Origin of the sequence: Lysinibacillus halotolerans (genome assembly GCF_003711845.1) — a bacterium.
GTDB lineage: Bacteria > Bacillota > Bacilli > Bacillales_A > Planococcaceae > Ureibacillus > Ureibacillus halotolerans.
Map to the genome: position 1 here is coordinate 34427 of NZ_RHLQ01000004.1, position 26766 is coordinate 61192.

27 protein-coding genes and 1 pseudogene are annotated in these 26766 nt (G+C 35.4%); 5 read left to right on the forward strand and 23 right to left on the reverse strand.

Annotated elements, in window-relative coordinates; translation table 11 throughout:
- Window positions 1-104: 104 nt before the first annotated feature.
- From EC501_RS03075 to EC501_RS03140, 14 genes are all read right to left on the reverse strand, one after another.
- Window positions 105-1625: a tetratricopeptide repeat protein gene (locus EC501_RS03075; protein ID WP_122970827.1), complete on the reverse strand. Its 1521-nt coding sequence runs from the start codon at window positions 1623-1625 to the stop codon at window positions 105-107.
- A 184-nt stretch (window positions 1626-1809) separates the two neighbouring features.
- A complete protein-coding gene (hisIE, locus tag EC501_RS03080; protein WP_122970828.1) occupies window positions 1810-2445 on the reverse strand; it encodes a bifunctional phosphoribosyl-AMP cyclohydrolase/phosphoribosyl-ATP diphosphatase HisIE in 636 nt (211 codons plus the stop codon).
- On the reverse strand, window positions 2442-3200 hold the full coding sequence (gene hisF, locus EC501_RS03085) for an imidazole glycerol phosphate synthase subunit HisF (RefSeq protein ID WP_122970829.1): 759 nt from the start codon (window positions 3198-3200) through the stop codon (window positions 2442-2444). The genes hisIE and hisF overlap by 4 nt, the downstream gene beginning before the upstream one ends.
- Window positions 3194-3841: an imidazole glycerol phosphate synthase subunit HisH gene (gene hisH / locus EC501_RS03090; protein ID WP_122970830.1), complete on the reverse strand. Its 648-nt coding sequence runs from the start codon at window positions 3839-3841 to the stop codon at window positions 3194-3196. The genes hisF and hisH overlap by 7 nt, the downstream gene beginning before the upstream one ends.
- The gene (gene hisB, locus EC501_RS03095; protein ID WP_122970831.1) at window positions 3838-4437 is read right to left on the reverse strand and encodes an imidazoleglycerol-phosphate dehydratase HisB; all 600 of its coding nucleotides are present in this window, start codon (window positions 4435-4437) and stop codon (window positions 3838-3840) included. Before hisB ends, hisH begins: the two co-directional genes overlap by 4 nt.
- Before the next feature lie 4 nt (window positions 4438-4441).
- Window positions 4442-5719: a histidinol dehydrogenase gene (gene hisD, locus EC501_RS03100; protein ID WP_122970832.1), complete on the reverse strand. Its 1278-nt coding sequence runs from the start codon at window positions 5717-5719 to the stop codon at window positions 4442-4444.
- A gap of 15 nt (window positions 5720-5734) precedes the next feature.
- Window positions 5735-6358, reverse strand: coding sequence for an ATP phosphoribosyltransferase (gene hisG / locus EC501_RS03105; protein ID WP_122970833.1), 624 nt, complete (start codon window positions 6356-6358; stop codon window positions 5735-5737).
- A 5-nt stretch (window positions 6359-6363) separates the two neighbouring features.
- Window positions 6364-7521: an ATP phosphoribosyltransferase regulatory subunit gene (locus tag EC501_RS03110; RefSeq protein ID WP_122970834.1), complete on the reverse strand. Its 1158-nt coding sequence runs from the start codon at window positions 7519-7521 to the stop codon at window positions 6364-6366.
- 229 nt (window positions 7522-7750) lie between these two features.
- Entirely contained in the window at window positions 7751-8266 is a 516-nt protein-coding gene (locus EC501_RS03115) for an acyltransferase (RefSeq protein ID WP_122970835.1), read from the reverse strand.
- Window positions 8267-8270: 4 nt separating this feature from the next.
- On the reverse strand, window positions 8271-8906 hold the full coding sequence (gene ppaX, locus EC501_RS03120; protein WP_122970836.1) for a pyrophosphatase PpaX: 636 nt from the start codon (window positions 8904-8906) through the stop codon (window positions 8271-8273).
- 45 nt (window positions 8907-8951) lie between these two features.
- On the reverse strand, window positions 8952-9773 hold the full coding sequence (lgt, locus tag EC501_RS03125; RefSeq protein WP_122970837.1) for a prolipoprotein diacylglyceryl transferase: 822 nt from the start codon (window positions 9771-9773) through the stop codon (window positions 8952-8954).
- Window positions 9774-9813: 40 nt separating this feature from the next.
- Window positions 9814-10752, reverse strand: coding sequence for an HPr(Ser) kinase/phosphatase (gene hprK / locus EC501_RS03130; protein WP_122970838.1), 939 nt, complete (start codon window positions 10750-10752; stop codon window positions 9814-9816).
- 155 nt (window positions 10753-10907) lie between these two features.
- Window positions 10908-11276, reverse strand: a complete 369-nt coding sequence (gene cccB, locus EC501_RS03135; RefSeq protein WP_122970839.1) for a cytochrome c551 — start codon at window positions 11274-11276, stop codon at window positions 10908-10910.
- 66 nt (window positions 11277-11342) lie between these two features.
- On the reverse strand, window positions 11343-12206 hold the full coding sequence (locus tag EC501_RS03140) for a YitT family protein (protein ID WP_122970840.1): 864 nt from the start codon (window positions 12204-12206) through the stop codon (window positions 11343-11345).
- Window positions 12207-12740: 534 nt separating this feature from the next.
- Between EC501_RS03140 and EC501_RS03145 the strand changes: the two genes are divergently transcribed.
- Together EC501_RS03145 and EC501_RS03150 are read left to right on the forward strand one after the other, a co-directional pair.
- Window positions 12741-13004, forward strand: a complete 264-nt coding sequence (locus EC501_RS03145) for an autorepressor SdpR family transcription factor (protein ID WP_174232639.1) — start codon at window positions 12741-12743, stop codon at window positions 13002-13004.
- A 479-nt stretch (window positions 13005-13483) separates the two neighbouring features.
- Window positions 13484-13984: a hypothetical protein gene (locus EC501_RS03150; RefSeq protein ID WP_122970842.1), complete on the forward strand. Its 501-nt coding sequence runs from the start codon at window positions 13484-13486 to the stop codon at window positions 13982-13984.
- Between the two features lie 72 nt (window positions 13985-14056).
- On the opposite strand, the gene EC501_RS03155 is transcribed toward EC501_RS03150, so the two are convergent.
- On the reverse strand, window positions 14057-14521 hold the full coding sequence (locus EC501_RS03155) for a sporulation delaying protein family toxin (protein ID WP_479680904.1): 465 nt from the start codon (window positions 14519-14521) through the stop codon (window positions 14057-14059).
- On the opposite strand from EC501_RS03155, the pseudogene EC501_RS03160 reads away from it, so the two are divergent.
- Both EC501_RS03160 and EC501_RS03165 read left to right on the forward strand, forming a co-directional pair.
- Window positions 14519-15310, forward strand: a pseudogene (locus tag EC501_RS03160) (sporulation-delaying protein SdpB family protein); the annotation flags it as partial. The gene EC501_RS03155 and the pseudogene EC501_RS03160 sit on opposite strands and share 3 nt — an antisense overlap.
- A 23-nt stretch (window positions 15311-15333) precedes the next feature.
- Window positions 15334-15726 (forward strand): thiol-disulfide oxidoreductase DCC family protein, encoded by a 393-nt coding sequence (locus EC501_RS03165; protein ID WP_122970845.1) that lies wholly within the window; start codon window positions 15334-15336, stop codon window positions 15724-15726.
- A gap of 657 nt (window positions 15727-16383) precedes the next feature.
- Here the strand turns inward: EC501_RS03165 and EC501_RS03170 are convergent.
- From EC501_RS03170 to EC501_RS03205, 8 genes are all read right to left on the reverse strand, one after another.
- Window positions 16384-16854: an S-ribosylhomocysteine lyase gene (locus EC501_RS03170; RefSeq protein ID WP_122970846.1), complete on the reverse strand. Its 471-nt coding sequence runs from the start codon at window positions 16852-16854 to the stop codon at window positions 16384-16386.
- Window positions 16855-16996: 142 nt separating this feature from the next.
- The gene (locus EC501_RS03175) at window positions 16997-18988 is read right to left on the reverse strand and encodes a S9 family peptidase (RefSeq protein WP_122970847.1); all 1992 of its coding nucleotides are present in this window, start codon (window positions 18986-18988) and stop codon (window positions 16997-16999) included.
- 157 nt (window positions 18989-19145) lie between these two features.
- A complete protein-coding gene (locus EC501_RS03180; protein WP_122970848.1) occupies window positions 19146-20696 on the reverse strand; it encodes a fatty acid--CoA ligase family protein in 1551 nt (516 codons plus the stop codon).
- 188 nt (window positions 20697-20884) lie between these two features.
- The gene (locus tag EC501_RS03185) at window positions 20885-22816 is read right to left on the reverse strand and encodes an FtsX-like permease family protein (protein WP_122970849.1); all 1932 of its coding nucleotides are present in this window, start codon (window positions 22814-22816) and stop codon (window positions 20885-20887) included.
- Window positions 22788-23564 carry an ABC transporter ATP-binding protein gene (locus tag EC501_RS03190; RefSeq protein WP_122970850.1) on the reverse strand — a complete coding sequence of 259 codons (777 nt, stop codon included), beginning with the start codon at window positions 23562-23564 and terminating at the stop codon, window positions 22788-22790. The genes EC501_RS03185 and EC501_RS03190 overlap by 29 nt, the downstream gene beginning before the upstream one ends.
- Window positions 23565-23591: 27 nt before the next feature.
- Window positions 23592-24569: a sensor histidine kinase gene (locus EC501_RS03195; RefSeq protein WP_122970851.1), complete on the reverse strand. Its 978-nt coding sequence runs from the start codon at window positions 24567-24569 to the stop codon at window positions 23592-23594.
- A complete protein-coding gene (locus EC501_RS03200; RefSeq protein ID WP_122970852.1) occupies window positions 24569-25273 on the reverse strand; it encodes a response regulator transcription factor in 705 nt (234 codons plus the stop codon). The genes EC501_RS03195 and EC501_RS03200 overlap by 1 nt, the downstream gene beginning before the upstream one ends.
- 165 nt (window positions 25274-25438) lie before the next feature.
- Window positions 25439-26431, reverse strand: coding sequence for a lipoate--protein ligase (locus tag EC501_RS03205; protein ID WP_122970853.1), 993 nt, complete (start codon window positions 26429-26431; stop codon window positions 25439-25441).
- Window positions 26432-26569: 138 nt separating this feature from the next.
- Here EC501_RS03205 and yhfH point away from each other — a divergent pair, with 138 nt between their 5' ends.
- Window positions 26570-26695 (forward strand): protein YhfH, encoded by a 126-nt coding sequence (yhfH, locus tag EC501_RS03210; protein WP_122970854.1) that lies wholly within the window; start codon window positions 26570-26572, stop codon window positions 26693-26695.
- The last annotated feature ends 71 nt before the right edge of the window (window positions 26696-26766 follow it).

Below are 26766 nucleotides of genomic sequence, written 5' to 3' on the forward strand. Positions count from 1 at the left end.
TTCATTGTATTACTAAAATTTTTTACACACACCGTTATAAAAAATTGTTCTTTACATCTTTCATCCTAGGACATTCCACAACTAACTTCAAATATATTGCCTAGTTAGTCGAAAGGTAAATAGTGAATTAATTCCTCCACATACTTCGTTAACGTTGATACGGAAATATTATATTTTTCAGCATAATGCTTTTTCGTCACTTTTTTACTATTAATAGTTGAAAAGAACATATACTCAACAGCTGCTGCTAAAGCTTTTACATTTTTAAATGGATAATCATTTTTCAATGCCCGTTCACTTAATACAAACCACATTTGGAATAAATATTGTACTTCTAACGTAATCGGGTTCAAGCTTTTATATAATTCCTCCGCAACTTCCATAGAACGAACAAAATATTTTTCCGTATCGTTATCGTTTGTAAATTGATGTTGAAGAGCATAGGCTAAACATAATTTTTCAATACCACTATACTTTGATAGATCGATTAATTTAGGATGTGCGATTATTTCTTGCTTATAAGCTGATTTACTAAGTAAGAAAAATCCAAACATACGATGGGTGCTATATTTACTACTAATTTTTTCAATAATAAATTCCCGATTGTTTTCTAATGATTCGTCATGTTCTTCCGATGCATTTAACCATGGTTCATAGCCATCCTTTGTCGGATCCATTTCCACCAACAACTTCCAAGCTGCTTTTCCTTCTTCTATATGACCAGAAAAATAAGCCGATTGTGCCAACCAAAAGTAAAAGCCTGCATCTCCCGGGAATCCTTTTCTTTTCATGCTTTGTAGCCATTTATAAGCCACTTCATATTCGCCGATTAAAGCTAAAGTAGCTCCTAGCTTATAGCGATTTTCCCAATCATAGGGATTTATTTTCTTCAACATTTCGACTAAAGCGGATAACTCGGATTCATTTTTCTCATAATATGCTATGACAGCCAAATTACAAAGGGCATGTAAGTTTCCTAAACTTTCTCGTAAAACATTGTTTAATAGTGCCCTTGCCTGTTCCGTTTCTCCAACATAGAAATAAGCTAAAGATAAATTGTTATAAGCTGGCCATAAGTCTGGGAAGGTTTCGATTAATTGTTCCAACACTTCAATCGCTTCATCAAATTGACCGTTTTCCATTAAACGACGAGCTTTTTCTTGGGCAATTAATTTCTCAGAATCTTCTTCATCAATATGTTCCATTTCCTCTTCTTCATATTGAAGAAATTCCAATATTTCTTCCGCCTCTACGACATACATTCCATCAGGTTCCATTTGCAAATACATTTCCGCATATTTTTGGGCATCGCGTACCATCCCGATACAACCTGAAATTTCCGCTAAGAAAAATACGTGTTCAGGCTCACTAGGATCCAAACTATATGCTGTATGTATTAGTTCATATGCCTTTTCGAAGTTTTGGGCATCCATTTCTAAAATCCCAAATTGCATTAAAACATGGGCATCATCTGGACTTAGCTCTGCCGCTCGTTTCATATATTTATACGCTTTATCCATTTGATCTTTATCCATAGCTTTCAGCGCTTTATTAAAATAGTAATCTCCATTTGGAATAAAGGATACAACATTATTTAATTTCTCTTTTTGACGTTGTTTTTCCAAAGTAAATCCTCCGAACTTCATACATTACGCCTTGGCGTAACGACCATATACGTTACGAGTAAAAAAGAACTGTAACATAGCAAAAGGAACGTAATAGTACGTTCCTAGGCAAATTAATTTTCATTATACCACAATTACAAATAACGTCATTAAATTCGAATTAATCAATTTGTTTTTTCAACGATTATTTTTTAGTACTCGCTCTTTTTTCCTCATGACGAGTTTTTAATACTTTTAAAACGTCATACACATTAATTTTTTGTTCTTGTAGCAATACGAATAAGTGGTAAAGTAAATCGGCGGCTTCCCATTTCACTTCTTCCGCATCACGATTTTTCGCACCGATTACAACTTCCGTCGCCTCTTCCCCTACTTTTTTACATATTTTATCGATTCCCTTTTCAAATAAATAGGTCGTATAAGCTCCTTCAGGCATTTCGATTTCACGTTGACGGATAACTTCTGCTAAATATGGAATAATGTCAACGGAACCAACTTGATCCTTTTGTACAATTGTTTCAGTAAAGCATGAAGTTGTTCCATTATGACATGCTGGACCAGCAGGCAATACTTCTACTACTAACGCATCCTTGTCACAATCAGTTTTAATGGATACTACTTTTTGTGTATTGCCACTTGTTTCTCCTTTATGCCAAAGTTCTTGTCTTGAACGGGAGTAAAACCAAGTTTCACCTGTTTCGATCGTTTTTTGTAGAGATTCTTCATTCATATATGCAACAGTTAATACTTCTTTAGATTGTGCATCTTGCACAACTGCAGTGATTAACCCTTTGTCATCAAACTTTAATCCTTTTATCATCTGACACAAACTCCTTTTTCGCGCAAGTAAGTTTTCACTTCTGCTACGCTCGTTTCTTTATAGTGGAAAATGGATGCTGCAAGGGCTGCATCGGCATCTACATCTTTTAATACATCAACAAAGTGTTGGGCGTTACCAGCACCACCACTAGCTATTACTGGAACGGTAACAGCATCCCTTACTGCTTTTGTTAACTGTAAATCGAAACCCGTTTTTTCCCCATCTTGATTCATACTCGTTAATAAAATTTCACCTGCGCCTAAACGTACAGCTTCTTTTGCCCATTCGACCACTTGCCATTCCGTTTTGTTACGTCCACCGTGGGTATAAACCATCCATGTCCCATCTTCTTCTGAAAATCTTGCATCAATGGCAACAACAATACACTGGGCTCCAAAGAAATCAGATCCTTCTTTTATTAACTCAGGTCGCTCTAATGCTGACGTATTGACGGAAACTTTATCTGCCCCTGCCCGTAAAATTCGTTTCATATCTTCTAAACTGCGAATTCCTCCCCCTACTGTAAAAGGGATGGCAAGGGTAGAGGCGGTCTTTCTTACGACATCTACCATCGTTTCTCGACCTTCATGGGAAGCAGAAATATCTAAAAATACTAATTCGTCTGCCCCTTGTTCATCATAAAATTTTGCCAGCTCAACCGGGTCTCCGGCATCGCGCAGTTCTACGAATTGAACTCCTTTTACTACCCGTCCTTCCTTCACATCAAGGCAAGGAATGATTCGTTTTGTTAGCATGTTGACACCCCCACCCCTTGTAACCATTGGCGAAGTAAAAATACACCGAAGTTCCCAGATTTCTCAGGGTGGAATTGCATGCCGCATACATTTCCTCCTTGCACAACTCCTGGCACTTTCACATCAAAATAGTTTGCAGTTGCAACTAATTGTTGCGGCTCCGTATTCGTTCCATAAAATGAATGAACAAAATATACGAAACGATTTTCCGGTAATCCTTTCCCCTCTAACCATTTCGGGATAGATTGGAAGTCCAACGTATTCCATCCCATGTGAGGGACACGATATTGCTCACCATTAGCTGTTTCACCAGAGAAGCGGACGATTTTTCCTTTAAAAAATCCAAACCCTTTCGTAGGTGTCACTTCATCACTTTCTTCAAAAAGTAATTGCATACCTAAGCAAATTCCTAATAGCGGTTTTTTCGCCTTTACTTGTTCCTGAATAAATCGATCTAGCCCCGTTTCTGCCAGCCGTTTCATCGCATCTGGAAATGCTCCAACCCCCGGCAAAATGAGTCCGTCGGTTTTAGCCAATTGTTGAACATCGGATGATACAACAACATCACAATCTAGTCTTTTTAATGCTTGTTCAACGCTAAATAAATTGCCCATTCCATAATCAATAACGCCTATTTTCATGTCAACAACCCTTTCGTTGACGGTACTCCTTTTACGCGGGGATCAATTTGTACCGCATCATCAATCGCTCTTGCCAACGCTTTAAATATTGCTTCTATAATATGGTGGGTATTATGACCATAAGGGACAATGACATGGACATTCATGCGGGCTTCCAATGCGAACTTCCATAAAAATTCATGGACAAGCTCTGTGTCAAAGGTACCTACCTTTTGTTTTAATTCCGGTTCAACGCGAAATTCTAAATGAGGTCTATTGGAGCAATCAATTACGACTTGTGCTAATGCGTCATCCATTGGAACAAAAGCATTCCCATATCGTTTGATTCCTTTTTTATCGCCGAGGGCTTCACGTATTACTTGTCCTAAAACGATTCCAATATCTTCTGTCGTATGGTGATCATCGATATGCGTATCTCCATCGGCAACGATCTTCCCGTCAAACAAACCGTGTTTTAGGAATAAATCCAACATATGATCCATAAAAGGAACACCTGTATTAACCTCTGCTTTTCCTTCTCCATCTAAATTGATTTCAACATAAATTTTCGTCTCGTTCGTATTCCGTTCTTTTTTTGCAAATCTTCCATCTGTCATTTTATTAATCTCCTTTAGTCCATCCACGGGATTCTACGGCACGGGCATGACCTTCTAACCCTTCCATTCGAGCAAGTCGGGCAATTTTCGGTCCATTTTGTTCCCACGTTTTTTCAGTGTAATAAACAACATTTGTTCTTTTAATAAAATCATCGACATTTAATCCGCTGGCAAAACGGGCTGTACTATTTGTCGGTAAAACATGGTTCGTACCAGCAAAATAATCCCCTACTGGCTCTGAACTGTATCTACCAATAAATATCGCTCCAGCATGGCGGATTTTTAGCGAGTCTTCTTCCGCATGTTGTGTCACAATTTCTAAATGTTCTGGTGCAAGGGAATTCACTGCATCAATTGCTTGCTCCATCGTGTCAGCTATATAAATTTGACCAAAGTTTTCAATCGATTTTCTTGCTATCTCTTCTTTCGGTAAACTTCTTAATTGTTTCTCAACTTCTTCTGCCACAGCTAGAGCTAACCGTTCACTTGTCGTAATTAATACGGCGCACGCTAATGCATCGTGTTCTGCTTGTGATAAGAGATCTGCTGCAATTTCATCTGCGAAGGCTGTGTCATCAGCCAATACAGCAATTTCACTCGGACCGGCTATCATATCAATCGCCACTTCTCCAAACACTTCCCGTTTAGCTAAAGCAACGTAAATATTTCCTGGACCTGTAATTTTATCGACTGGTGCTATACTTTCCGTACCATAGGCTAATGCCGCAATGGCTTGCGCTCCACCAACTTTATAAATTTCGGTAATGCCTAATATAGAAGCTGCCACAAGAACCGCTTCAGGTAGCTTCCCATCTTTTCCGGCAGGGGAAGTAATCACAATCCGCTCCACCCCCGCCACTTGGGCTGGAATAACATTCATGAGTACCGATGACGGGTATGCTGCCAATCCACCTGGAACGTATAATCCAACTGCATCCAATGGGACGATACGTTGGGCTAACCAAGAACCATTTTCTAAAGGAAGCTTGTAACCTTCCCTTTTTTGCGCTTCATGGTAATAACGGATATTCGCTGCAGCCTCTTCTAAATCTGATTTTAATTGTGGGTCAAAGTTTAAAACGGCTTCTTCGATTTCTTGTTTCGATACACGAAAATCTTCTATTTGGATCCCGTCCCACATTTCACTATATTTGCGAAGGGCTGCATCTCCTAAATTCCGCACGTCTTGCAATACTTGGCGAACGGTTAATAGCTGTTGTTCGTTGCCACCCTCCAATTGTCGTTTTAAAGATATTGCGTTCGATAATTTTGTTATTTTCACAAAAAGCCCTTCTCTCTAATTGACCAATTTTTTTAACCGTGTCACTAATTGTTGAATACGTCCACTTTTCATTCGATAACTAACAGGATTTGCAATTAATCTCGAAGACACATCCGCTATATGTTCATATTCAACAAGACCATTTTCCAGTAACGTTCTTCCAGTCGATACAATATCGACAATGCGATCGGCCAACCCAATCATTGGAGCCAATTCGATGGAACCGTTCAATTCTATAATTTCCACTTGTTCGCCAATTTCTTTATAGTAGTTCATCGCAATATTCGGATACTTTGTCGCAATGCGAGGTGCAATTTCGTTCATCGTTGTATTTGGTAATCCGGCAGAGGCGATATAACATTGACTAATCTTCAAATCTAACAATTCATGTACATTACGTCTTAGTTCAAGTAATACATCTTTTCCTGCAATTCCAATATCAGCTACGCCATGTTCCACATATACAGGTACGTCCATTGGCTTTGCTAATATAAAACGGATTTTTTCTTCGGGAATTTCAATCATAAGCTTGCGGGACATTTCCACTTCTTCCGGTAAGTTAAAACCTGCTTCAATAAGCATTTGATAAGCTTCTTCAAAAATTCGTCCCTTTGGCATCGCAATTGTTAAATGAGTCATAATACTTAATCCTCCTGGCTGACATAGACAACCTTTTCAAATTGTTTCGTAAAGGCTTCTTCATCGATTAGCCCTTTTTTCGATTGAACTGTAACGAGTTTTCCTTCTTGTCGTAAGCTGTTTGCTAATTCCAATGCTTTTGTAAATTGACATTCCTCAAAGATGATCGCTACTTGTTGTTCCAAAGTTGGTTTTGTCGGTAAAACTTCTAAAAGTCGATCCACTCGAATTCCAAAGCCGGTTGCCCCAACTTCACTTCCAAAATGATGAAGTAAACCGTCGTACCTTCCACCATTTCCAAGGGCAAAACCACTACCTTCTGCGAACACTTCAAACAACATACCTGTGTAATAATTCATATGACTTGATAATGTGAAATCTAAAGCAACATAAGGTGATAAATCGGCATTCGAAACTAATTCCATTAATTGTTGCACATATGCCAACGCATCATTTTTGCGTACGTATTTTTCAATATGTTCAATGGAAACAATATTTGTCGCTTCACTTATAAACTGTAGTAGCGCATCGGACTTTGTTTTTGGTAAATGAAATTGTTCAACCGCTTCTTCAAACCCTACATAATTTCGTTCCACTAATAATGTGCGAAGTTTTTCTGCTTGCTCATCGCTTTCTGTATAATCCTTTAAAATACAATTTAATACGCCGGCGTGGCCGATTGTAATTTTAAAGGAATGGATACCAAAGGACTGGATTAAATGAATCGCTGTAATAATCGTTTCAGCATCTGCATAAACGGAAGAATCACCGATAATTTCAATGCCCATTTGTCCAAACTCAGCTGGACGGCCCCCCTCTGTTTGTTGAGCACGAAAAACATTGGCAAAATAGGCTAAACGCAATGGGATTTTTTCTTTCAAAAGTTTTGATGTTGCTACACGGGCAATCGGCGTTGTCATATCTGGACGAAGAACAAGGGTATTGCCTTGACTATCCACTAACTTAAATAATGAAGCATCATAAATTGCGGATGCTTTTCCTACAGTATCGAAGTATTCTAAACTTGGTGTTTCAATGAAATCAAATCCACGGGCACGTAGGAATTTCCGACCTGTTTGACGAACTTCTTCTATTTTTTCGTATGTAACGGGGAATGTATCCCGCATTCCTAATGGTTTCTCGAACATTTTTATCGCTGACATCTTTGACACTTCCCATCATTTCACTTTAACACACTAGAGAATTAGAGAGTTAGTATATGAAAGTATTTTATCTAATTTTCAATAAATAGTCAACATCATTGCTCTTTAAATAGATTGATAATTATAAATAGTAATAATTTTATTATACTCCTTTTCTTAAAGCATCAAGCATTGCTATAGGAAAAGAAAAAGCATCCAAAGTATTTTTGAAAATACTTTGGATGCTTTTTTAACTTTCTGACCTTTTTCTTTCTGCCATTTGTTCAGCAGTATAAATAATACGCATTGGGTTTCCACCAACCATACTCCCTGGCGGAACATCTTTATGAACGAGTGTAGCTGCGGAGACAATGGCTCCATCTCCAATTTCAACACCAGGTAAAATTGTAGTATTGGCACCAATCATCACTTCGTTTCCGATTTTCACATCGCCTAGTCGGTATTCTTCAATTAAATATTCGTGGGCTAAAATGGTCGTATTATACCCAATGATTGTATTCCTTCCAATTGATATTCTTTCAGGAAACATCGAATCAGGCATTACCATTAAAGCAAGAGATGTTTTTTCACCTATTTTCATATGTAAAAACGTACGATATATCCAATTTTTCATCCCCATAAACGGAGTAATACGACCAATTTGAATAAAGATAAAACATTTCATTACTTTCCAAAAGGATACCGTTTTATATACTTTCCATAATGAGTTTGCACCTTGAACAGGATATCGTTCCGTTCTTCTCATACAATTAGGACTCCTTCACAATCGTTAATAAATCCGACATATGTTGTAGCATATAATCAGGATTAAATTGTTGTAAGAATTGCTCTCCCTTTAACGACCAGGCAACACCAGCTGTTTTAACACCAGCGTTTTTTCCCGCCTCGATATCATGATAGTTATCCCCGATCATGATCACATCCTTTTTACTTACACCTAGTTTATCAATGGCAAGTAATACCGGTTCTGGATCAGGTTTTACCCGTTTTACATCATCTGTGCCTATCCAAAATTCAAATAAATGTTTTGCTCCCATTATGTTTAAACCTTTTTCAATCGTATCTTTTCTTTTCGTTGAAACAATTGCTAATCGAATACCTTGTTCCTTTAGTTGTTCTAAAGTTGGAACGACTCCTTCGAATTCTTTCACTAATTCATCATGATGTGCTTCATTCCATTGTCGATATTTTTCAATCATTTCCTCAACTTCGTTTGGCGTTAATTGTTCAAAGGTTTCTTTTAATGACGGACCGATAAAATTTATGCAATCTTTTGGCGAATATTGCCCGGGAAATCGTTCTTCTAAAACATGCATAAAGGTTTGTATGATTAATTCATTCGTATCTAATAGTGTTCCATCAAAATCAAACAGTAAAGCTTTCATAGTTCGTAGCTCCTTTAATCGCTATAAAACAACAGATGATAGAATTTATTTTGGATCTAAATAGCGGACTGCAGGTCTTACTTTCATTCTTCTATAAATAATGGCAACAATTCCTATAACGATTGCGAGAATCGATACAACTTGTGCTGAACGTAATTCTCCAACTAAATATAGGCTGTCCGTTCTCATACCTTCTATATAGAAACGTCCGATTGAGTACCAAATCATATAAGAGAAGAAAATTTCCCCACGATGCAAATTGACTTTTCGTAATACAAGTAAAATAATAAGCCCTAAAACATTCCATAATGATTCATATAAAAATGTCGGATGTACATAAGTTCCTAAATCTTGAATGTACATTTGTTCAATAATCCAATTTGGCAACATTAAGTTTTCTAAAAACGCACGGGAAACCGGTCCTCCGAAAGCTTCTTGGTTCATAAAGTTACCCCAACGACCAATAATTTGCCCGATTAAAAGACTTGGTGCAACAATATCTGCTACTTTTAAGAAGCTAATTCCACGACTTCTACAGAAAATAAAAGCAGTAATAACCGCACCGATTAATGCACCATGGATGGCAATCCCCCCATTCCAAATTTGAATAATTTTTTCCGGATTTGCGCCATAATATTCCCATTTCATTCCAACATAATATAACCGTGCACAAATGATTGAAATAGGGATTGCCCAAATTAACATATCAGCAAGAAAATCATCAGGTAACCCTCGTTTTACCGCTTCCCTTTGACCAACGAAATACGCTAGTACAATGCCACTGGCAATTAAAATTCCATACCATCTTACTTCGATGCTACCTATCGAAAATGCCACTGGATCAATTGCTAGTAATATTTGTTCCATTCATAAGCCCCTCTCAAGTTAAAACTACTAAACCCTTTTGTTAGTAATCATCTATTTCATCTTGATAAGAAATCATCTCATCTAATCTTCTTGAAAACTCTTGCGCTGCATTCACTCCCATTTTTTTCAAACGGTAATTCATAGCCGCAACTTCGATAATAACGGAAACGTTTCTTCCAGGTTGAACTGGAATCGTCAATTTCGTTATTTCTGTATCGATAATTTTCATTTTTTCTTCATCTAACCCTAGACGGTCATACGTTTTATCTGGGTCCCAATTTTCCAGTTCAATAATTAAAGTAATCCGTTTATAAGGTCTAATTGCACTTGCTCCGAATAATGTCATAATATCAATGATTCCAATACCTCGAATTTCGAGCAAATGTTCCAATAAAGGAGGTGCACTTCCAACGATTAAATTTTCAGCTTCTTGTCTAATTTCTACACAATCATCCGCAACTAACCGATGGCCCTTTTTAATGAGCTCCAGTGCCGTTTCACTTTTCCCAACTCCACTTTTCCCAATAATTAATACACCGATTCCGTAAACATCGACCAAAACGCCATGTACAGCAGCGTAAGGAGCCAATTTACTTTCTAAATAGTTCGTTAATCGACCTGAAAATTGAGTCGTCTTCATATCCGTTAATAATACTGGGACATTCGTTTCATTGGAAGCGTCGATTAATTCCTTTGGCACTTCCATCCCTCTAGAAACGATAATAGCAGGTGTATCTTGTGAGCAGAGTTTTAACATACGTTCTTTTTTCAATTCCGTTGGGAGCATTTCAAAAAAAGATAATTCGGTTTTACCAATTAACTGCACTCGGTTCGCCGGATAATGGGTAAAATAACCAGCCATTTCAAGTCCAGGTCTAGAAATATCACTCGTCGTAATATATCGGCCGATTCCTTCATGCCCACTTACTAACGTTAAATTAAATTTTTCAATTACCTCTTTTGTTGTTACTTGAATCATCAGTATACTCCCCTACCTTTTTACTGGCATATAGTAACTATTTTAGCATGATAGAGGAAGTTTGTATTTAAAATATACTTGACTTCACGAAATCACAACATATAAAAAAGACAAAGTCAACAAGGATGACTTTGTCTTTCACATTATATTCAAGCTTATTTTTGTGTAGCTAACCAAGCTGCAGCTGCTTCCGCATCTTCTCCTTGAAGCAACCCGCCAGGCATTCCACCTCTACCATTTAAAATAACGTCTAAAATTTCATCTTCAGAAAGACGCGTACCGACGTCAGCTAATGAAGGTGTGTTACCCATACCTTGTAGGTTACCGCCGTGACAAGTAACACAAGAGTCCATTACAATCTCTTCACCTGCTCCAGTGTCGGCAGTACCCCCATTGTCAGTTGTTTCTTCTGTTGTTGTCTCGTCTGTACCTGTGTTAGTATCGTTTGCTTCATCGTCACCGCCGCCACAAGCAGCTAAAAATAGTGCAGATCCGAATGCAAGTGCTAACCATGTTTTCTTCATTTTGAACCCCTCCAAAATTTTTAAATAGGTGGATACCATTGGTCATTATACCAAATTTAAACCTGTTTAAACCCGTTTAAAACCTTCTCCTAACACTTCATACGCATCAGAAACAATGACAAATGCAGTGGCATCAACCGTTTGAATAACCTGTTTCAGCTTTGTGAACTCTGTTTGATAGACGACTACCATTAACATAAGTCGCTGTTCACCAGTATATCCACCAAAGCTTGGCATTTTCGTTACTCCCCGGTTAATTTCCTTGTAGATAGCATCTCGCATTTCATCTTGTTTATTCGTAATTATATAGACCATTTTTGATTGACTAAATCCTAACTGAACAATGTCAATTGTTTTCGTCGTCACATACAATCCGATTAATGCATAAAGGCCTTTTTCTAAATCAAATACGATGGCAGCACTTAAAGCGATCAAACCATCAATCATTAGAACGCTTGTCCCTAATGTGAGCCCGGTATATTTTGTAATAATTTGGGCTAATAAATCGGTACCTCCAGTTGAAGCCTTTCCTTTAAATACTAAGCCGATACCTAATCCGACAACAATGCCTCCAAAAAGAGCAGCCAGTAACGAATTCGTTGTGAGCGCATCCATCTCCTCAAACAAAATGACGAAAAATGGTAATGCGATTGTTCCGATAAACGATTTTAAACCAAAGTTTTTACCTAAAATAACAACACCAGCTATGAAAAGGGGTATATTAAAAGCATATTGCACAATCCCTGCATTCCATCCAAAAAGACCGTGCAAAATCGTACTAATTCCACTAACCCCGCCTGATGCAACTTGATTTGGAAATAAAAAAGCATTAAATCCAAAGGCAATTATGGCAGCCCCAAGAAGAACATAAATATATTCCATCACGATTATTTTTGGCGAATTCATTACAATCTTATTATGTTTACCCATACAGTTCCTCACTCACATCGTTTCTCAATTTTCTCTGCATGATTATAACAAAAGCAGTAAAAAAAGAGAAATTTAATAAAGTCTACATACCGGACAGATCACTCTAACCTAAAAATACTATTTTTTGAAGGTAAAAAAACTGTAAGACTCCATCAAAGGTGTAATACTTAATTTCTTAAGTCACAGCCTTTTGAATCAAACCAAATTTATAAAGATTTTTATTATTGCTGATTGCCAATAAAATGCCTTAGAATATGCCTCTTCTACAGATCTTTTGTCAATATTCTAAGTCTAATTTGAAAATTAGACTTTCTAAAAACGATGTTCATCTATAAACCGTCATTTTCTCATTTTTCACATCACTAACCGGTTCATATAAAAAGGAGGTTGCACAATAATAGGTGTACTTCACTAACGTGAATTTAAATTTACTTACTATTTAACATTTATCAATTCCTGTATTTGACAATTGATTAAAATTAATCAAAAATTTATTTAGATAATATTCTAAATATCTAAAGAAGGTGTATTATATTGCCCGATGTATTTAAAGGCTTAGCTGATCCCACTAGGAGAGAAATACTCTCTTTATTAAAAGATAGAGATTTAAATGTAGGTGAAATTGCAAAACACTTCCCAATTTCCATGGCAAGTCTTTCACACCACTTAAATATTCTTTATGAAGCAAGGTTAGTTACTAAAATTAAAAAAGGACAGTTTGTATATTATTCCTTAAACACAACAATTGTAGAGGATGTCATCTTAAAATTGGTGTCTTTGCAAAAAAAGGAGGAGTAAATTTTGGATATATTAAATTACTATGCTTTAATAATTTTTTTACTTCTTTGTGCATTTTTATTTTTTCAGCTAAATTACTATAGATTTGGAAGAGCACATAACTTATTCTCATTAATCTCACTAATACTAATCGTAACATTAATCTTTAATTTATCTAATAAAACTAATAATGTTACTTTGTACTCCTTACTCACCTTCTATATAGGATTATTATTATTACTCTTGGGGAATTATTTCACTCACAGTTTAGGGAAAAAGATAGGAAGAATGTTTACAACAGTTCATTTGAATAAATATAGATTAAGAAGAAGAATTGGTTTAATATCTATAATTTGTGGTTTATTATATATAGTTCTGTCATATTTTAATTTTAATAATTATTATGTTCTATATATATCAGTTTGGACTTTGATGCCGTTACTAGGAATTTTAACCATCTTTATAATTATAAAATATTCAAATTTGAAGGAGGTCTGAATATGAGGTCAATAACAAGGGGCTTGCATATTTTTTTCAGTTTAACTGTTTTTTTCCAATTAATCGTGATCAGCTATGTCATTATAAGTAATAATAATCCTCAAGTACCAATTCACTTCTCTTTCGGTGGAACTGCTGATTCGTTTGGAAATGCTTCTGAATATTATTTACTAATAGGGATTAACATTTTAGTATATATCATTACATTTCTACTTGGAAAAAAGGTAAAGGTAGACATGAAAAAATTTCACAGTACTTTTAAGACTAACGAAGATGAAATAAATGCCCAAAATAACATAAAAACAAAAATTCAGGTATTCTTACAAGTGTTAAGCACAAATTTTTCTTTATTTATTTCTGTATTAATTGCATTATTATTAAATAATATTATAAATGATGTAACAAGTGGAAATATTAATAGTATAGGTATTGTTGCCTTCTTCCTCTCTAATCTGATCATTATCATTGTAGGTTTAATTTGGATAAATACCTTTGATAAATAGTTAAAATACCTCGATATGATTGAAATGGAAAAGGCATTCTCCTCAAAGAGTATGCCTTTTCTAAAAAATGCCCTATTTTCCCGATTGTTCTGTCAACATATCCAATGTTTCTACAGCTGCTTGTTCAATAGCATACGCCTGTTGAACGGAACTTGATGTATATGCAACATATTTCCATATACCTGTTGTAATTGCAGCCCCAGTTTGTAGAACTACGCCCTGAACACCGCCAACATATAAGTATACGCCTGCTACTACAACTAAAACGCATACTGTTGGACCACATGCTTGAGGTGTAACTACATCTTCCTCAGTTAATACCTCTGTTTTATTTCCGCTATCTTCGGCATAAGAAACAATTAACTTTTCTCCCTCTGCTAATGTCTCAACCAGTTTATTTGGGTCCTTATTTTCAATAGAGCTTTTTAGCTCATCAAAATATGTAGGATCCACTTCCTCGATGTACTCAACAATAGCGACGGCAGCTTTCTCCCCTTCTTTTGATTTTGCCTTTTTGGTGACGTATCTTGCGAATATTTAACTGCTCCTTCTGCATTTTGTGTTGCTGACCATTTTAACATTTCTCTAGAATTAATTAGATTTTTAATGATCCTCTGCCTCTTTATTATCGCAAGTGGCTGGAGACCCCAATATACCGGTATTATTCATTGGTATATAGCATATACCCTTCAGTGGTCAGCTACTACAATAGACGGTGGAGAACAGATAAATACCGTCCTTACTTTTTTGTTAATTCCAATCACACTTTTGGATAGAAGAAAGAATCATTTTTACAAAACTGTTGAAAATTGTAACAATTTTTATAGCAAATATATAACTTGGCTATTTATGATATTAATAAAAATTCAGGTGGGTATTATATATCTTAATGCTGCTTTAGAACGATTAAAAAATCCTGAATGGGCAGATGGAACTGCACTATATTATTTCTTTAGTGATCCAATTTTCGGCTTACCTCCTTATCAATTAAATGTATTAGAACCATTATTAAATAGCCCATTCATTATTCTGGTAACATGGGCAGTCACTGTTTTCGAATTGTTTTTGGTTATCTGTATGTTTGCTTCAAGTCCACTTAAAAGATTTGGACACAATTTAGGGATTATTTTTCACATTGGGATTATTTTTACGATTGGGATTGTAACTTTTGGAATCACAATGTGTGCAGCTGTTATATTGTATTTAAGACAGTGGAATAACGAATATTCATTTACAAAAGTAAAAAAGACATTGAAAAAATATATTAATTTGAAAAACACTAAACGTTTCTTTGTAGATAGTTCAGGACGGAGTATCTTTAAGTAAAAAATAAAAAAGGATTGAAAAAAATGAGCGGGATTATTTTATTTGATGGGGATTGTAACTTTTGTGATTGTGCAGTTCAATTCATAATTAAAAATGATAAAAAAGGCTATTTTAAATTTGCATCATTACAGAGTGAAATCGGGATTTGTTTATTAAATAAGTATAGTGCGCCACATGATATTGATAGTATTTTTCTGTTGGAAAATAATAAATATCATTATAAATCTTCTGCAGTACTTCGAATTTGCAAAAATTTAAAAGGATGGTATAAGACGGGGTATATATTGATAATCATCCCTAAACCATTAAGAGATTTCATTTATAATATTGTTGCAAAAAACCGCTATAGGTGGTTTGGTAAAAGAGAAACTTGTATGATTCCTTCTCCAGAAGTTCGCAAACGTTTCTTAGATTAATATGGACTAAATGGAGATTATATTTTTTCAAGAAAAAAGCATAGTTCTTAACAATTAAAGAACGGTCACAGAGTATCGAAATATACAAATTATTACCAAACTTTAATGTTACTTTTTGAATTTTTTTAATTTTAATACTAATTTTACATCAGTTATTTGTCAGAATATGATTTACTGAATAAAAAAATAATAGACAAAGTCGTCGAAAGCGACTTTGTCTAGAGTATAAGACCAGTCTTTAATAATTAAGGAAAGGCTGGTCATTTTAGTTTGTTATTTATTTCACTGATGACATTTTGAGTTTAATATAGACTTGGGATAATTAATTTGTAAATACCAGGAGATAGGTCTATTTCATCTTCATCGAAGAATCTCTCTTTTTTAATGGGTGTATACTTTGGATTTTACTACAACCATTCATCTTCCTTATATCAAATTTTGATTCATTAAATAAAAAAATGTTATAAAAGTGTTCGATAATATATTAGCGACACTAAGGAAAAGAATAGTTCTCAAAAAGAACAGTGTTTGCTAAGTTAAAAGAATCAGTAATAAAGTAAAAACAACAAAATTAGTAGCAAAATTTGAGAATTAAACTCAGATTGTAGACAAACTAGAATTTTCAAGTTTGCCTACAATCTGAAGTAATAATTTTTCTTATTGTTCCTCTTTAAAAACCGTTGACCATTCGCTGCGTTTTTCTAACATTTCTTTTGCAAGATTTTGGGCACCTTCTAAACTATGGTTTGCTGCCCAGCCACATTGCACTTCATTACAAGCTGGAACTTCCGTAGCGTTAACAACATCTTGTAATGTCTTTTCTAAAATCGTTAACACTTCTTCATAGTCATCATGGTTAATCATCGTTAAATAAAAACCTGTTTGGCATCCCATCGGACTCATATCGACTACAAAGTCCGTATAGTTACGAATATTTTCTGCCATAAGGTGCTCTATTGAGTGAAGAGCATCCATTTTCATATGTTCTTCGTTTGGTTGTTTGAAACGGACATCATATTTACGGACAACATCGCCATTTTGCCCTTCCTTAATCCCGGCAAGTCTTACATATGGCGCTGCCACTTTTGTATGATCTAAATTGAAACTTTCAACATTCATTTTTGGCACGATTTTATACCTCATTTCTAATTTCCTTGATTGTAAACGAGCAATCATGAATAGTAGACGGATATTCAACTCTCATTTATCTATACTATTTTACAGGTTTGGCTTATTTCTGTCACTGGTGACAACACCATTCCTTCAAATTTTATAAATAGTTTTTAAACCATGTAATAATTTGAGTTAAACGCTCGATTCGTAGGCTCGGTGTACCTGTACGAGATAAGTTATGATTATTGTCAGGGAATCGAACGAAACTCGTTTCTTTCCCCATCGATTTTAATGTAATAAATAATTGTTCGGCTTGTTCAATTGGACAGCGGAAATCCAGTTCACTATGCAATATTAATAACGGTGTTTCAATATTATTCGCGTATTTTAATGGAGAATGATGCCATAGCTTTTCTGGATCTGTCATATCGGCACCAATTTGCCACGGTGTAAAATAATAACCAATATCAGAAACGCCAAAGAAACTAATCCAGTTAGATATGCTTCGTTGCGTTACCGCTGCTTTAAAACGGTTCGTATGACCGACAATCCAATTTGTCATAAATCCACCGTAAGAACCTCCTGTAACTCCTAGGCGTTCTGCATCAATCCAAGAATGCTCGCGAAGGACTTCATCCAAACCAGCCATAATGTCTTCATAATCTCCTCCACCATAATCACCGCGCACTGCATCAACAAACGTTTGACTATAGCCATGGCTTCCCCTTGGATTTACATAAAGTACACCGTAACCTTGAGCTGCTAACAGTTGCATTTCATGGAAGAATGTATTGGCATACATCGTATGAGGACCACCATGAATTTCAACAATTAATGGATACTTTTCCCCATCTTTAAATTGGCTAGGTTTCATTAACCAACCATGGACAGATACATCATTTGTACTTGTGTAGTAAAAGGATTCTGGTTTTACAAGTTCAACTTCTTCTAACCATTCATCATTAAAGTGCGTGATTTGATTTCGTTCGCCCTTCGCAATATCAACTTTATATAACTCCCCTGGGGAAACAGGATTCGATACACAAACTAATGCAATTTGACCATTTTTGTAAATGGCATAATCATATGCGTGCTCCCCTTCTGGTGTCGCAGGATAAACAGCCCCATCTAAACTTGCATAATATAATTGAACATCCCCCGTTGTAGAAAGTTGGAAATATAAGTCGTTGTCTTTCGTCCAAACTACATCTGGAGCTGCAACCCCTTGCTGAACATCGGCAACAGCATAATCACCTACAGGGCTATCAATGCTTTCTGTTAAATTTTGAGTTAACTCAGTCTCCGTATCATAAATATACACGTTGGAGTGGGTCGCGTTTTTATAAGTTGCATCGCTTCCAACATAGGCTATATATCTACCATCATATGAATATTTTGCCCCGCCATAGTAACCTTCCTGGTCTACTAATACCGTTCTGTTTTTCGTTTCAACATCTACAATAAATAATCGATTATTAAATTCGTAATCAGGCTGATCATGATGTTTTATACCGATAATAAGTTTTTTTCCGTCAGGAGAAATATCGTTTAAAGAGTAAGAATCTTTCCCTTCTGTAAACTGTTGAATGGAGTTATCTTTTAAAGAAACAAAGCCAATTTGGGAGGAAACCTTTTGTTTAACAAGCCCATGTCCCTTTACCCCATCCATTTTATAACGCATTTTGTGTACAGTATAAGCTTCTAGTTTTTCCTTTTCTTCCTCTTTTTTCACCTTTTCAGCAAAGGTTGCCCCTTCCTTCAAGCTACTCGTAAACCATATTTTTTCCCCACATGGTGACCATAAAAATGATTGGATTCCTTCTTCAAGGTCTGTTATTTTTTTTGCTTCGCCACCACTTTTATTTATCATATAAAGTTGATTTTTTTCATTACGATTGGAAATGAAGGCAACTTGTTTTCCATCTGGTGACCATTTAGGATTTGAAATTCGTTCCTTTTCAAAAGTCCATTGAACGACTTCATTAGAATCTACATTTACATAATATAAATGGTTAAAATATTGATCCTCTTTTTCATCAATAAACGTATTAAGAAAGACAGCTTCCTTTTCTGTCGGAGAAAATTGTGGGTTTGTAATGGACTGAATTTTAAACAAATCCTCTTTTTTCAGCTTTCTTTTTGTAACCATTTGTTCCACCATCCTTTTCAATATTTCGATTTCCGTAATATAAAGTTTATCACGACGACCATTTATGTCAAACTATTTTTAATTATCAAAAATATAGAATCTAATAGAAAATAAAAAAGATTATCCCCCTTATTGGAGATAATCTCTTTCCATCTATTTATTTCGCTCTCTCAAATTCTTTTAAGGAACGGCGTAATATTTTCCCTGTCGAATTTTTCGGTAGTTCATCTAACAGCTCGATTACAGTCGGAACTTTATATTTCACAAGACGATTGGAACAATACTGTTGTAATTCTTCAATAGACGTATTATTTTCTTTTAATACAACATAGGCATGTACTGCTTCTCCTAAATTGGAATCAGGCATACCGACGACTGCCGCTTCTAACACATTCGGATGAGAGAATAATACTTCTTCCACTTCACGGGGATACACATTAAATCCGCCCACAATAATCATATCTTTTTTCCGATCGACAATATAGAAGTAATCTTCTTCATCCTTTTTCGCCAAATCACCAGTATATAACCATTCACCACGAATCGCATTATACGTTTCTTCTGGCATTTTATAATAGCCTTTCATCACATTCGGACCACGAACAATTAATTCGCCTACTTCTCCAACTGGGACCTCATTTCCATTTTCATCAACAATTTTATTATCAACATTTGGAATGGACATCCCAATCGATCCAGCTTTACGTTCCCGATCCAATGGATTGAAACATGTTACGGGTGAAGCTTCTGACAAACCATAACCTTCTGAAACGCGTACTTTAAATTTCTCTTCAAAATTATAAAGAACTTGAACAGGTAATGGTGCCCCACCTGAAACGGCTAGACGTAAGTGTGAGAAATTTTCCGTATTGCCATCAAATTGATAAAGAAAATTGAACATTGTCGGTACACCTGCAAATACTGTTGCCTGTTCCCTTCCAGCAAGTTCATAAATTTCACTTGGACTAAATTTTGGCGCTAATAGTACCGTAGCCCCTTGAAGTAACGGCGCATTGACAACAACCGTTAAGGCAAACACGTGAAATACAGGTAGAGTAGCAATAACTCGGTCATCCGGATTCATTTCTAAATAATGCCCAACATCCCGTGCGTTGGAGTACAGGTTGCGATGGGTTAACATAGCTCCCTTTGGATAGCCCGTCGTTCCTGAAGTATATAAAATAATTGCCACATCATCCTCTTCCACATGAACTGGATCTATGGAGGATGTAGCCTCCCCTAGTACTTCAGAAAATAAAAACGTCTTTTCCTTTGCTATTGAAGAAAGGGATTCTATTCGTTCCTCTATATTCAATGATGTTTCACAAATAATGTACTTTTCTACCTGTGGTAATACGTTTACCCCCGCTTCTACGAATGGCAGTAAACTATCAAGGGCGATGACTACTTTCACATCACCATTTTGAATAATGTACGATATTTCTTCCTGCGTATACGTTGGATTTACTGGTATTGCAGTTGCTCCGATTCGCATTGTCGCATACAACGAAATTAAAAAATGTGGAGTATTTCCTAATAAAAACGCCACATGATCTCCCTTTTCCACCCCAAGTTGTTGTAATGCCCATGCAAAACGACTTACTGTTTGTTCGAACTCACCGTATGTAGTGTCACTCCCTAAAAAATGATATGCACGTCTTTCGGGTTGTTCTAATGCTGTTTGTCGAACACGTTCAACTAAATTCAAAACACCCTTCCCCCTTTGCGCTTAACTCCCTTTTGCTACGAAATTGACAAAAGGGAGATGAAAATGAATTACTATTCATTTTCTAAATATTATAAATTATTTATATTAATAAAACAATCTATTTTAGTATTTTATTACATTTTTCTCTTCGAAAACGAAAAATTATTCTACTAATAACATTTATTTTGTTAATCTCGAACATGAGCTAAATAGCGCCATCGAATTAAATAAAAATAAATAAGTTGCAAAAGGATTAATAGGCTAAAGGAGATAACAACTTCTTTAACAATTGATATATTAGCAAAATCTCTCAATAAATTTTGCAGCGTAAAGAATGCAAAAAGACTATGGAATAGTGCAACACCCCATGGTAAGAAAAATTGAGGTAATAGGTGTTTCGTAACAAGGGATTTCAGCTCACTATTGGAGATCCCCATACGTTTTAACACATCGAATTTTTTCTTATCAGCTTCTAAATTCGTATGCAATTTAAAGTAAATAAAACTACCTGCTGCTAATAAAAAGACTGCTGCTACTAGTAAGCCTACTAAAGTAAGTAATGAATACGTAGATAAAAGATACGAATAATTTAATCCTGCATTTTCAAAATAATAAGGTAAATGATATTCATCTTTTAAATACTCCTTCGAAACCTTTTGTTGAATATTAAATCCGACTTCATTCGCTTCAATCCACTGGGGAATATCGAACGTATATAAATGATACCCTGGTTCTACTTCAGGGAATCCACTATATGGATGTACTAGTTGTTTAAAATCTTCATCACTAATAATAATGGCATTTAAACCAACGATAGTTCTTGGAAAGATTAACTTTGGATATACTTCGTCAATATGGATAGGTACATTGTTTTCAACTAAAACAGTGTCTACTGTTCGTTTGGCCAATTTCTTAATCGAATCTTCCGAATAAGGAATAAACATTCCTTCCCCCTTCGATAAGTTAATTAACGGATAGCCATAAGAAAATAATAAACTATTAATATCAGACTCACTAAAAACTTCCACTTCATAATTGGTGAAAGATGATGTCTGCTTTAACACAGTAAATTGGGTAAGTTGATAAGATAATCCTTTATGCTCTAACTCCGATACGATGGATTGAATATGTTTATGTTCATACGGATTATCGATATGCCCTTTATAAATTAACCCTAAAGGATTCAGTTTATCGTATTGGGATGTATAAGATGAAAAAGCAGCAAGCAATCCAATCGATAAAAAGGCTAATGTAGATACCATCGTCATAATAAAGTAAATTTTTCCGTTGTTTTTAAAAATAAACGTCTGTTCTGCAATCGGTAGCATTCGGGATTTTTTCCAATAAAGACTTTTTCTCCCCTTTACCCTGGCAAAGAAATATTGGGTCGTATGGGCGAAAAAGTAATACGTACCAATCGTAATAAAAATCGGAATTAATACTGAAAAAATTTCGAAGGTTCCCCGTGTAGTAAGAAGAGCTAAACAGTAGCTCAAAACGATGAAGATAAGCCCAAGTATCGCTTTGTTTTTCGTATAGTCCACCTGTATTTCAACACTTTTTGGTCCATTAAATACATCAATAATATTTTTCTCCGGTGCAAAATGGAAACAAAATAACGAAATAAAAATGAAAGCACTTAAATAAACACCAATCGTTAATAAAAATGGTTCCCATGAAAGATAAAGGGGTAGATCTTCCAAAAATAAAATTTCCCGGACAATCATAAAGAAAAATTTAGAAAAGGAAAATCCAAAAATAATCCCTAACACAATAGAAATGGAGCCGATAATAATCGTCTCCAAAAAAATGAGCTTCGAAAGCTGTCTTCTCTCCATCCCTAAGTGAAGCAAAATCGCAAATTCTTTCGATCTAGCTTCTAAAAAAGCTTTCATCGAATAGAAAATAAAAAACCAAGAAAACAGCACTAAAATGATTTCAGCAATGACCATCCAAAGAATTGGGACATTCCCTAAAAAGCCATTCTCCGTTGCGGGATGGAACATCAGCATCGAATATATAAAGAAAACAAATACGGAAAAAAAGCTTGCCATAAAGAAAGCGGCATAAATTCGAATATTTCGTATCACATTACGGTAAGCGAATTGATGAAAGGTCACCTACTTGTCCTCCCCCTAGTAAGCTCAGCACATTTAGTATTCGTTGGAAAAATGTTTGGCGTCTATCATCCCGATGAATTTCATTGAAAAATTCACCATCTTTTATAAATAACACCCGATCACAAAAACTCGCGGCAATTGGGTCATGGGTAACCATAATAATTGTTGCCCGTTTTTCTTCATTGATTTTACTTAACAGCTCAAGCACTTCACGGGAATTATTTGAGTCTAAATTCCCTGTCGGTTCATCAGCTAAAATAATCGTAGGCTCATGAATTAACGCCCTCGCAATAGCTACCTTTTGGGCTTGTCCACCGGAAATTTCATTCGGTCTTTTATGTAAGTAGGAAGTTAAATCGAGCCTTTTAGCTAAATTTTTCAACCTTTCTTCCATCATCTCTACCGGCTTTTGATCGAGAGTTAAAGGTAAAATGATATTTTCCTCTACCGTTAACATAGGCAACAAATTAAAATCTTGAAAAACAAATCCTAGTTCCCTTCTTCTAAAATAGGCTAGTTCATTTGGACTTAAGCTTTGTGGCTTCATATCATTGAAAATAATTTCACCGGAAGTGGGACGATCAATCGTCGAGATTAAATTTAATAACGTGGATTTCCCGCTACCTGAGGGACCCATTACAGCTAAAAACTCCCCTTGCTCCACATCAAAGGAAAGCTGATTTAATGCTCGATTCGTTACTTTTCCTTCATATACTTTTGTTACATCTTTCACTTGTAATATTGGCATTGTTCCATTCCCTCATATCAAATAGTATTAGAAAGTTAGTATGATAGTCGTTCCTACCCCTACTTCAGATTCAATCAATAATTCGTGCCCTAATTTCTCACATATTTCCTTCGCTAAATATAATCCCATCCCCGTAGATTCGCCGGTTTTACGCCCGTTTTCCCCTGTGAAAAAGGCTTTCGTCACTCGGGTCAAATCTGACTTTGGAATACCTATTCCTTCATCTTTTACGGTTAACGTCACTTTCGATTCATTCTTTGTTGCGGACACGATGATGCGTTTATTTTGTTCAAATGTATACTTCACGGCATTTGTAATAAATTGACCTAAAATAAATTTTAACCATTTCGAATCACTGGCAACCGTTAAATCTTCATCAATATGGGTTTCTGGAAAGACTCGATTTGTTATAAATAAACGTTTGTTGTCGTTTATAGTTGCATTGACGATTTGTTTTAAGTTTACTTGTTCGACTTGCATATCATCTTCGAACTTATCGAGTCTTGCATTCATTAACACCATTTCCAGTCCACGTCTTAACCGTTCTACTTCCTCCTGGACACTGTTTTTATCAAGAGGGCCATCTTCTTGCAACAACAACTCCAATACGGCAATAGGTGTTTTCATTTGATGAATCCATTGGTTTAAAAACTTTTCATGTCTTGTTTGAGTGGCATACAAAGCTTGTACTTCATGTTGATACACTCGATATAGTTCTTGTAAAAATTGTTCCGTTTGAAAATGTTCCGGGGATTTAGCGTTTTTCTGTAGGGCGTCTTCCATCGTGAAAGGTAATTGGGTAATCTTATTCAAATATCGATGACGGAAAAAATAGCGAACTCCTAAATAGGAAACCGTTAATATTAAACTAATAATAATTGTATAGATAGCGGTATTAATATTTCGAAATCCATCCAACCAATAAACGGATAATATAAAAAGAACGATAAATAGCTCAAAAACTACTAATGACCAATTATCCTTTATAAATAACTTTAACCCCATTACATTTCCTCCGCATTCAACACGAAACGATATCCTGCCCCACGAACCGTTTCAATGACCGAAAGAACGCCGTAATCAGCTAATTTTTTTCGAACACGGGTCATGTTAACGTTCAACGTATTTTCATCGACGAAAGTTTGGTCATCCCAAAGTTCTTCCAGCAATTTTTCCCTTGATACGACTTTTGGAGATTGACCCATAAGTAAATCTAAAATAATACATTCTTTCTTTTGCAACGGAATTTCAATTTCCCTTAAATGCAATTCCATTCTTTCTAAATAAAGGGTTAACTGTCCTAAAATGATTGTTCGTTCTTCTTGTCTAGAAGAATATTCACCATATGTTCTTCTTAAATGACTTTTAATTTTCGCTAAAACAATTTCATAATTAAAAGGCTTTGTAATAAAATCATCCCCGCCATTTTCTAAGGCAAAAATTTGATCCATTTCCCCAGAACGAGCTGAGATGAAAATAATTGGACACTTTGTATATTGTCTTAACTGTCGGCACCAATAATAGCCATCATAAGATGGTAAATTAATATCTAACAAAATGATGTGGGGTGCAAATGCATTACATTCCTCCACGATTTCATCAAAATTTTGTACTATTTCTACTTCATATTGGTATTTTCTTAATGTATCTGCTAAAAGGGAGGCGATTTTATGATCGTCCTCCACAATGAATATTCTTGTGTTTACCATACCCATTCCTCCGTTATATTTTGGAATGCTTAATTACTTTATTTTATCAAAAAGTCAAAGGGTCATAAACCTGGAGCTATTCTTTTTTCTAAACGTTTCGATTACAAAATAAAAAAGATGCCCCTAAACATAGAAGGAGCACCTTTTAGCCTTGAAAAACTAGTATTAATAAATTAATTTTAAAAACTCTTCCCTTGTAACACCACCGAAATAATAGGGAATATCAATTGATTCTAAAGCATCATCAATGCTTGTCCGATTATACTTTGTCCCAATTAAACGTTGTTCAATTTCTGCAACATCACCTACACCGAAGAAGTCTCCGAAAATTTTAGCTTCTTCAATAATTCCTTTGTTCACTTCTAAACGGATATCGATACTTCCTGAAGGGAAGCGATTCGTTTTTTGAATGTTAAAACGTGGTGATTTTCCATAATTCCATTCCCATGTTTGATAACGTTCTTTTGAAATTTGGTGGATTTTTTCCCAATCTTCATCGGTTAAATTGTAATATTGAATGTTTTCTTCTCCGCCGAATATCGATTTTAAAATTTCCATTCTAAACTGTTCTACTGTCATTGGTTCTTTTAAATAATCAGAAATATTACCAACTCGAGAACGAACAGACTTAATACCTTTTGACTCAATTTTATCTTTTTTCACTTTTAACGCGGAAGCAACCGCATCCACATCTGTATTAAACAATAATGTTCCGTGACTAAACATGCGACCTCTAGTTGAATATTGGGCGTTCCCCGATACTTTACGACCTTCTGCTAATATATCATTGCGACCAGATAATTCAGCATTTACACCAAGTTTCGCAAGGGCATCTACTACAGGTTGTGTAAACTTTTTATAGTTGTGGAAGCTATTGCCATCGTCTTTTGTTAAAAAACTAAAGTTTAAATTGTTTAGATCATGATAAACTGCCCCACCACCAGATAAACGTCTTACTACAATAATTCCATTTTCTTCTACATAGTCTATATTGATTTCCTCAATGGTGTTTTGATTTTTCCCAATAATAATGGAGGGCTGATTGATATAGAACAGTAAATAATCGTCCTTTTCTATATCCATATTTCTTAAAATATATTCTTCAATGGCTAAGTTAATACGAGGGTCTGTAATCCCTTTATTATCGATAAAATACATAGCTTTTCACTCCTCTTCAAATACATTTACTATTTTACACGAAAATCGAAATAATGTGTTGACGAAATGAAACTGTTATAATACAATTAAAAATATCAAATCAGTAATATAACAGATGTCCAAAAGGAGGGGCGGCTCTTGTTAGAAAACGTTGTTGAATTCTTCAAAAATTTACCTGACAAAGTTTGTGTACAATGTGGGGACAAAATGGAAGAACAAAGTGAATGTTACGGCAACACTTGCGATAAATGTAATTCTCTCTAGTCGTCAGTCGGTGTATTATTGATTCAGTATTAACCTTCATCTTATTAGATGAACCTATAAGTAAATAGCTT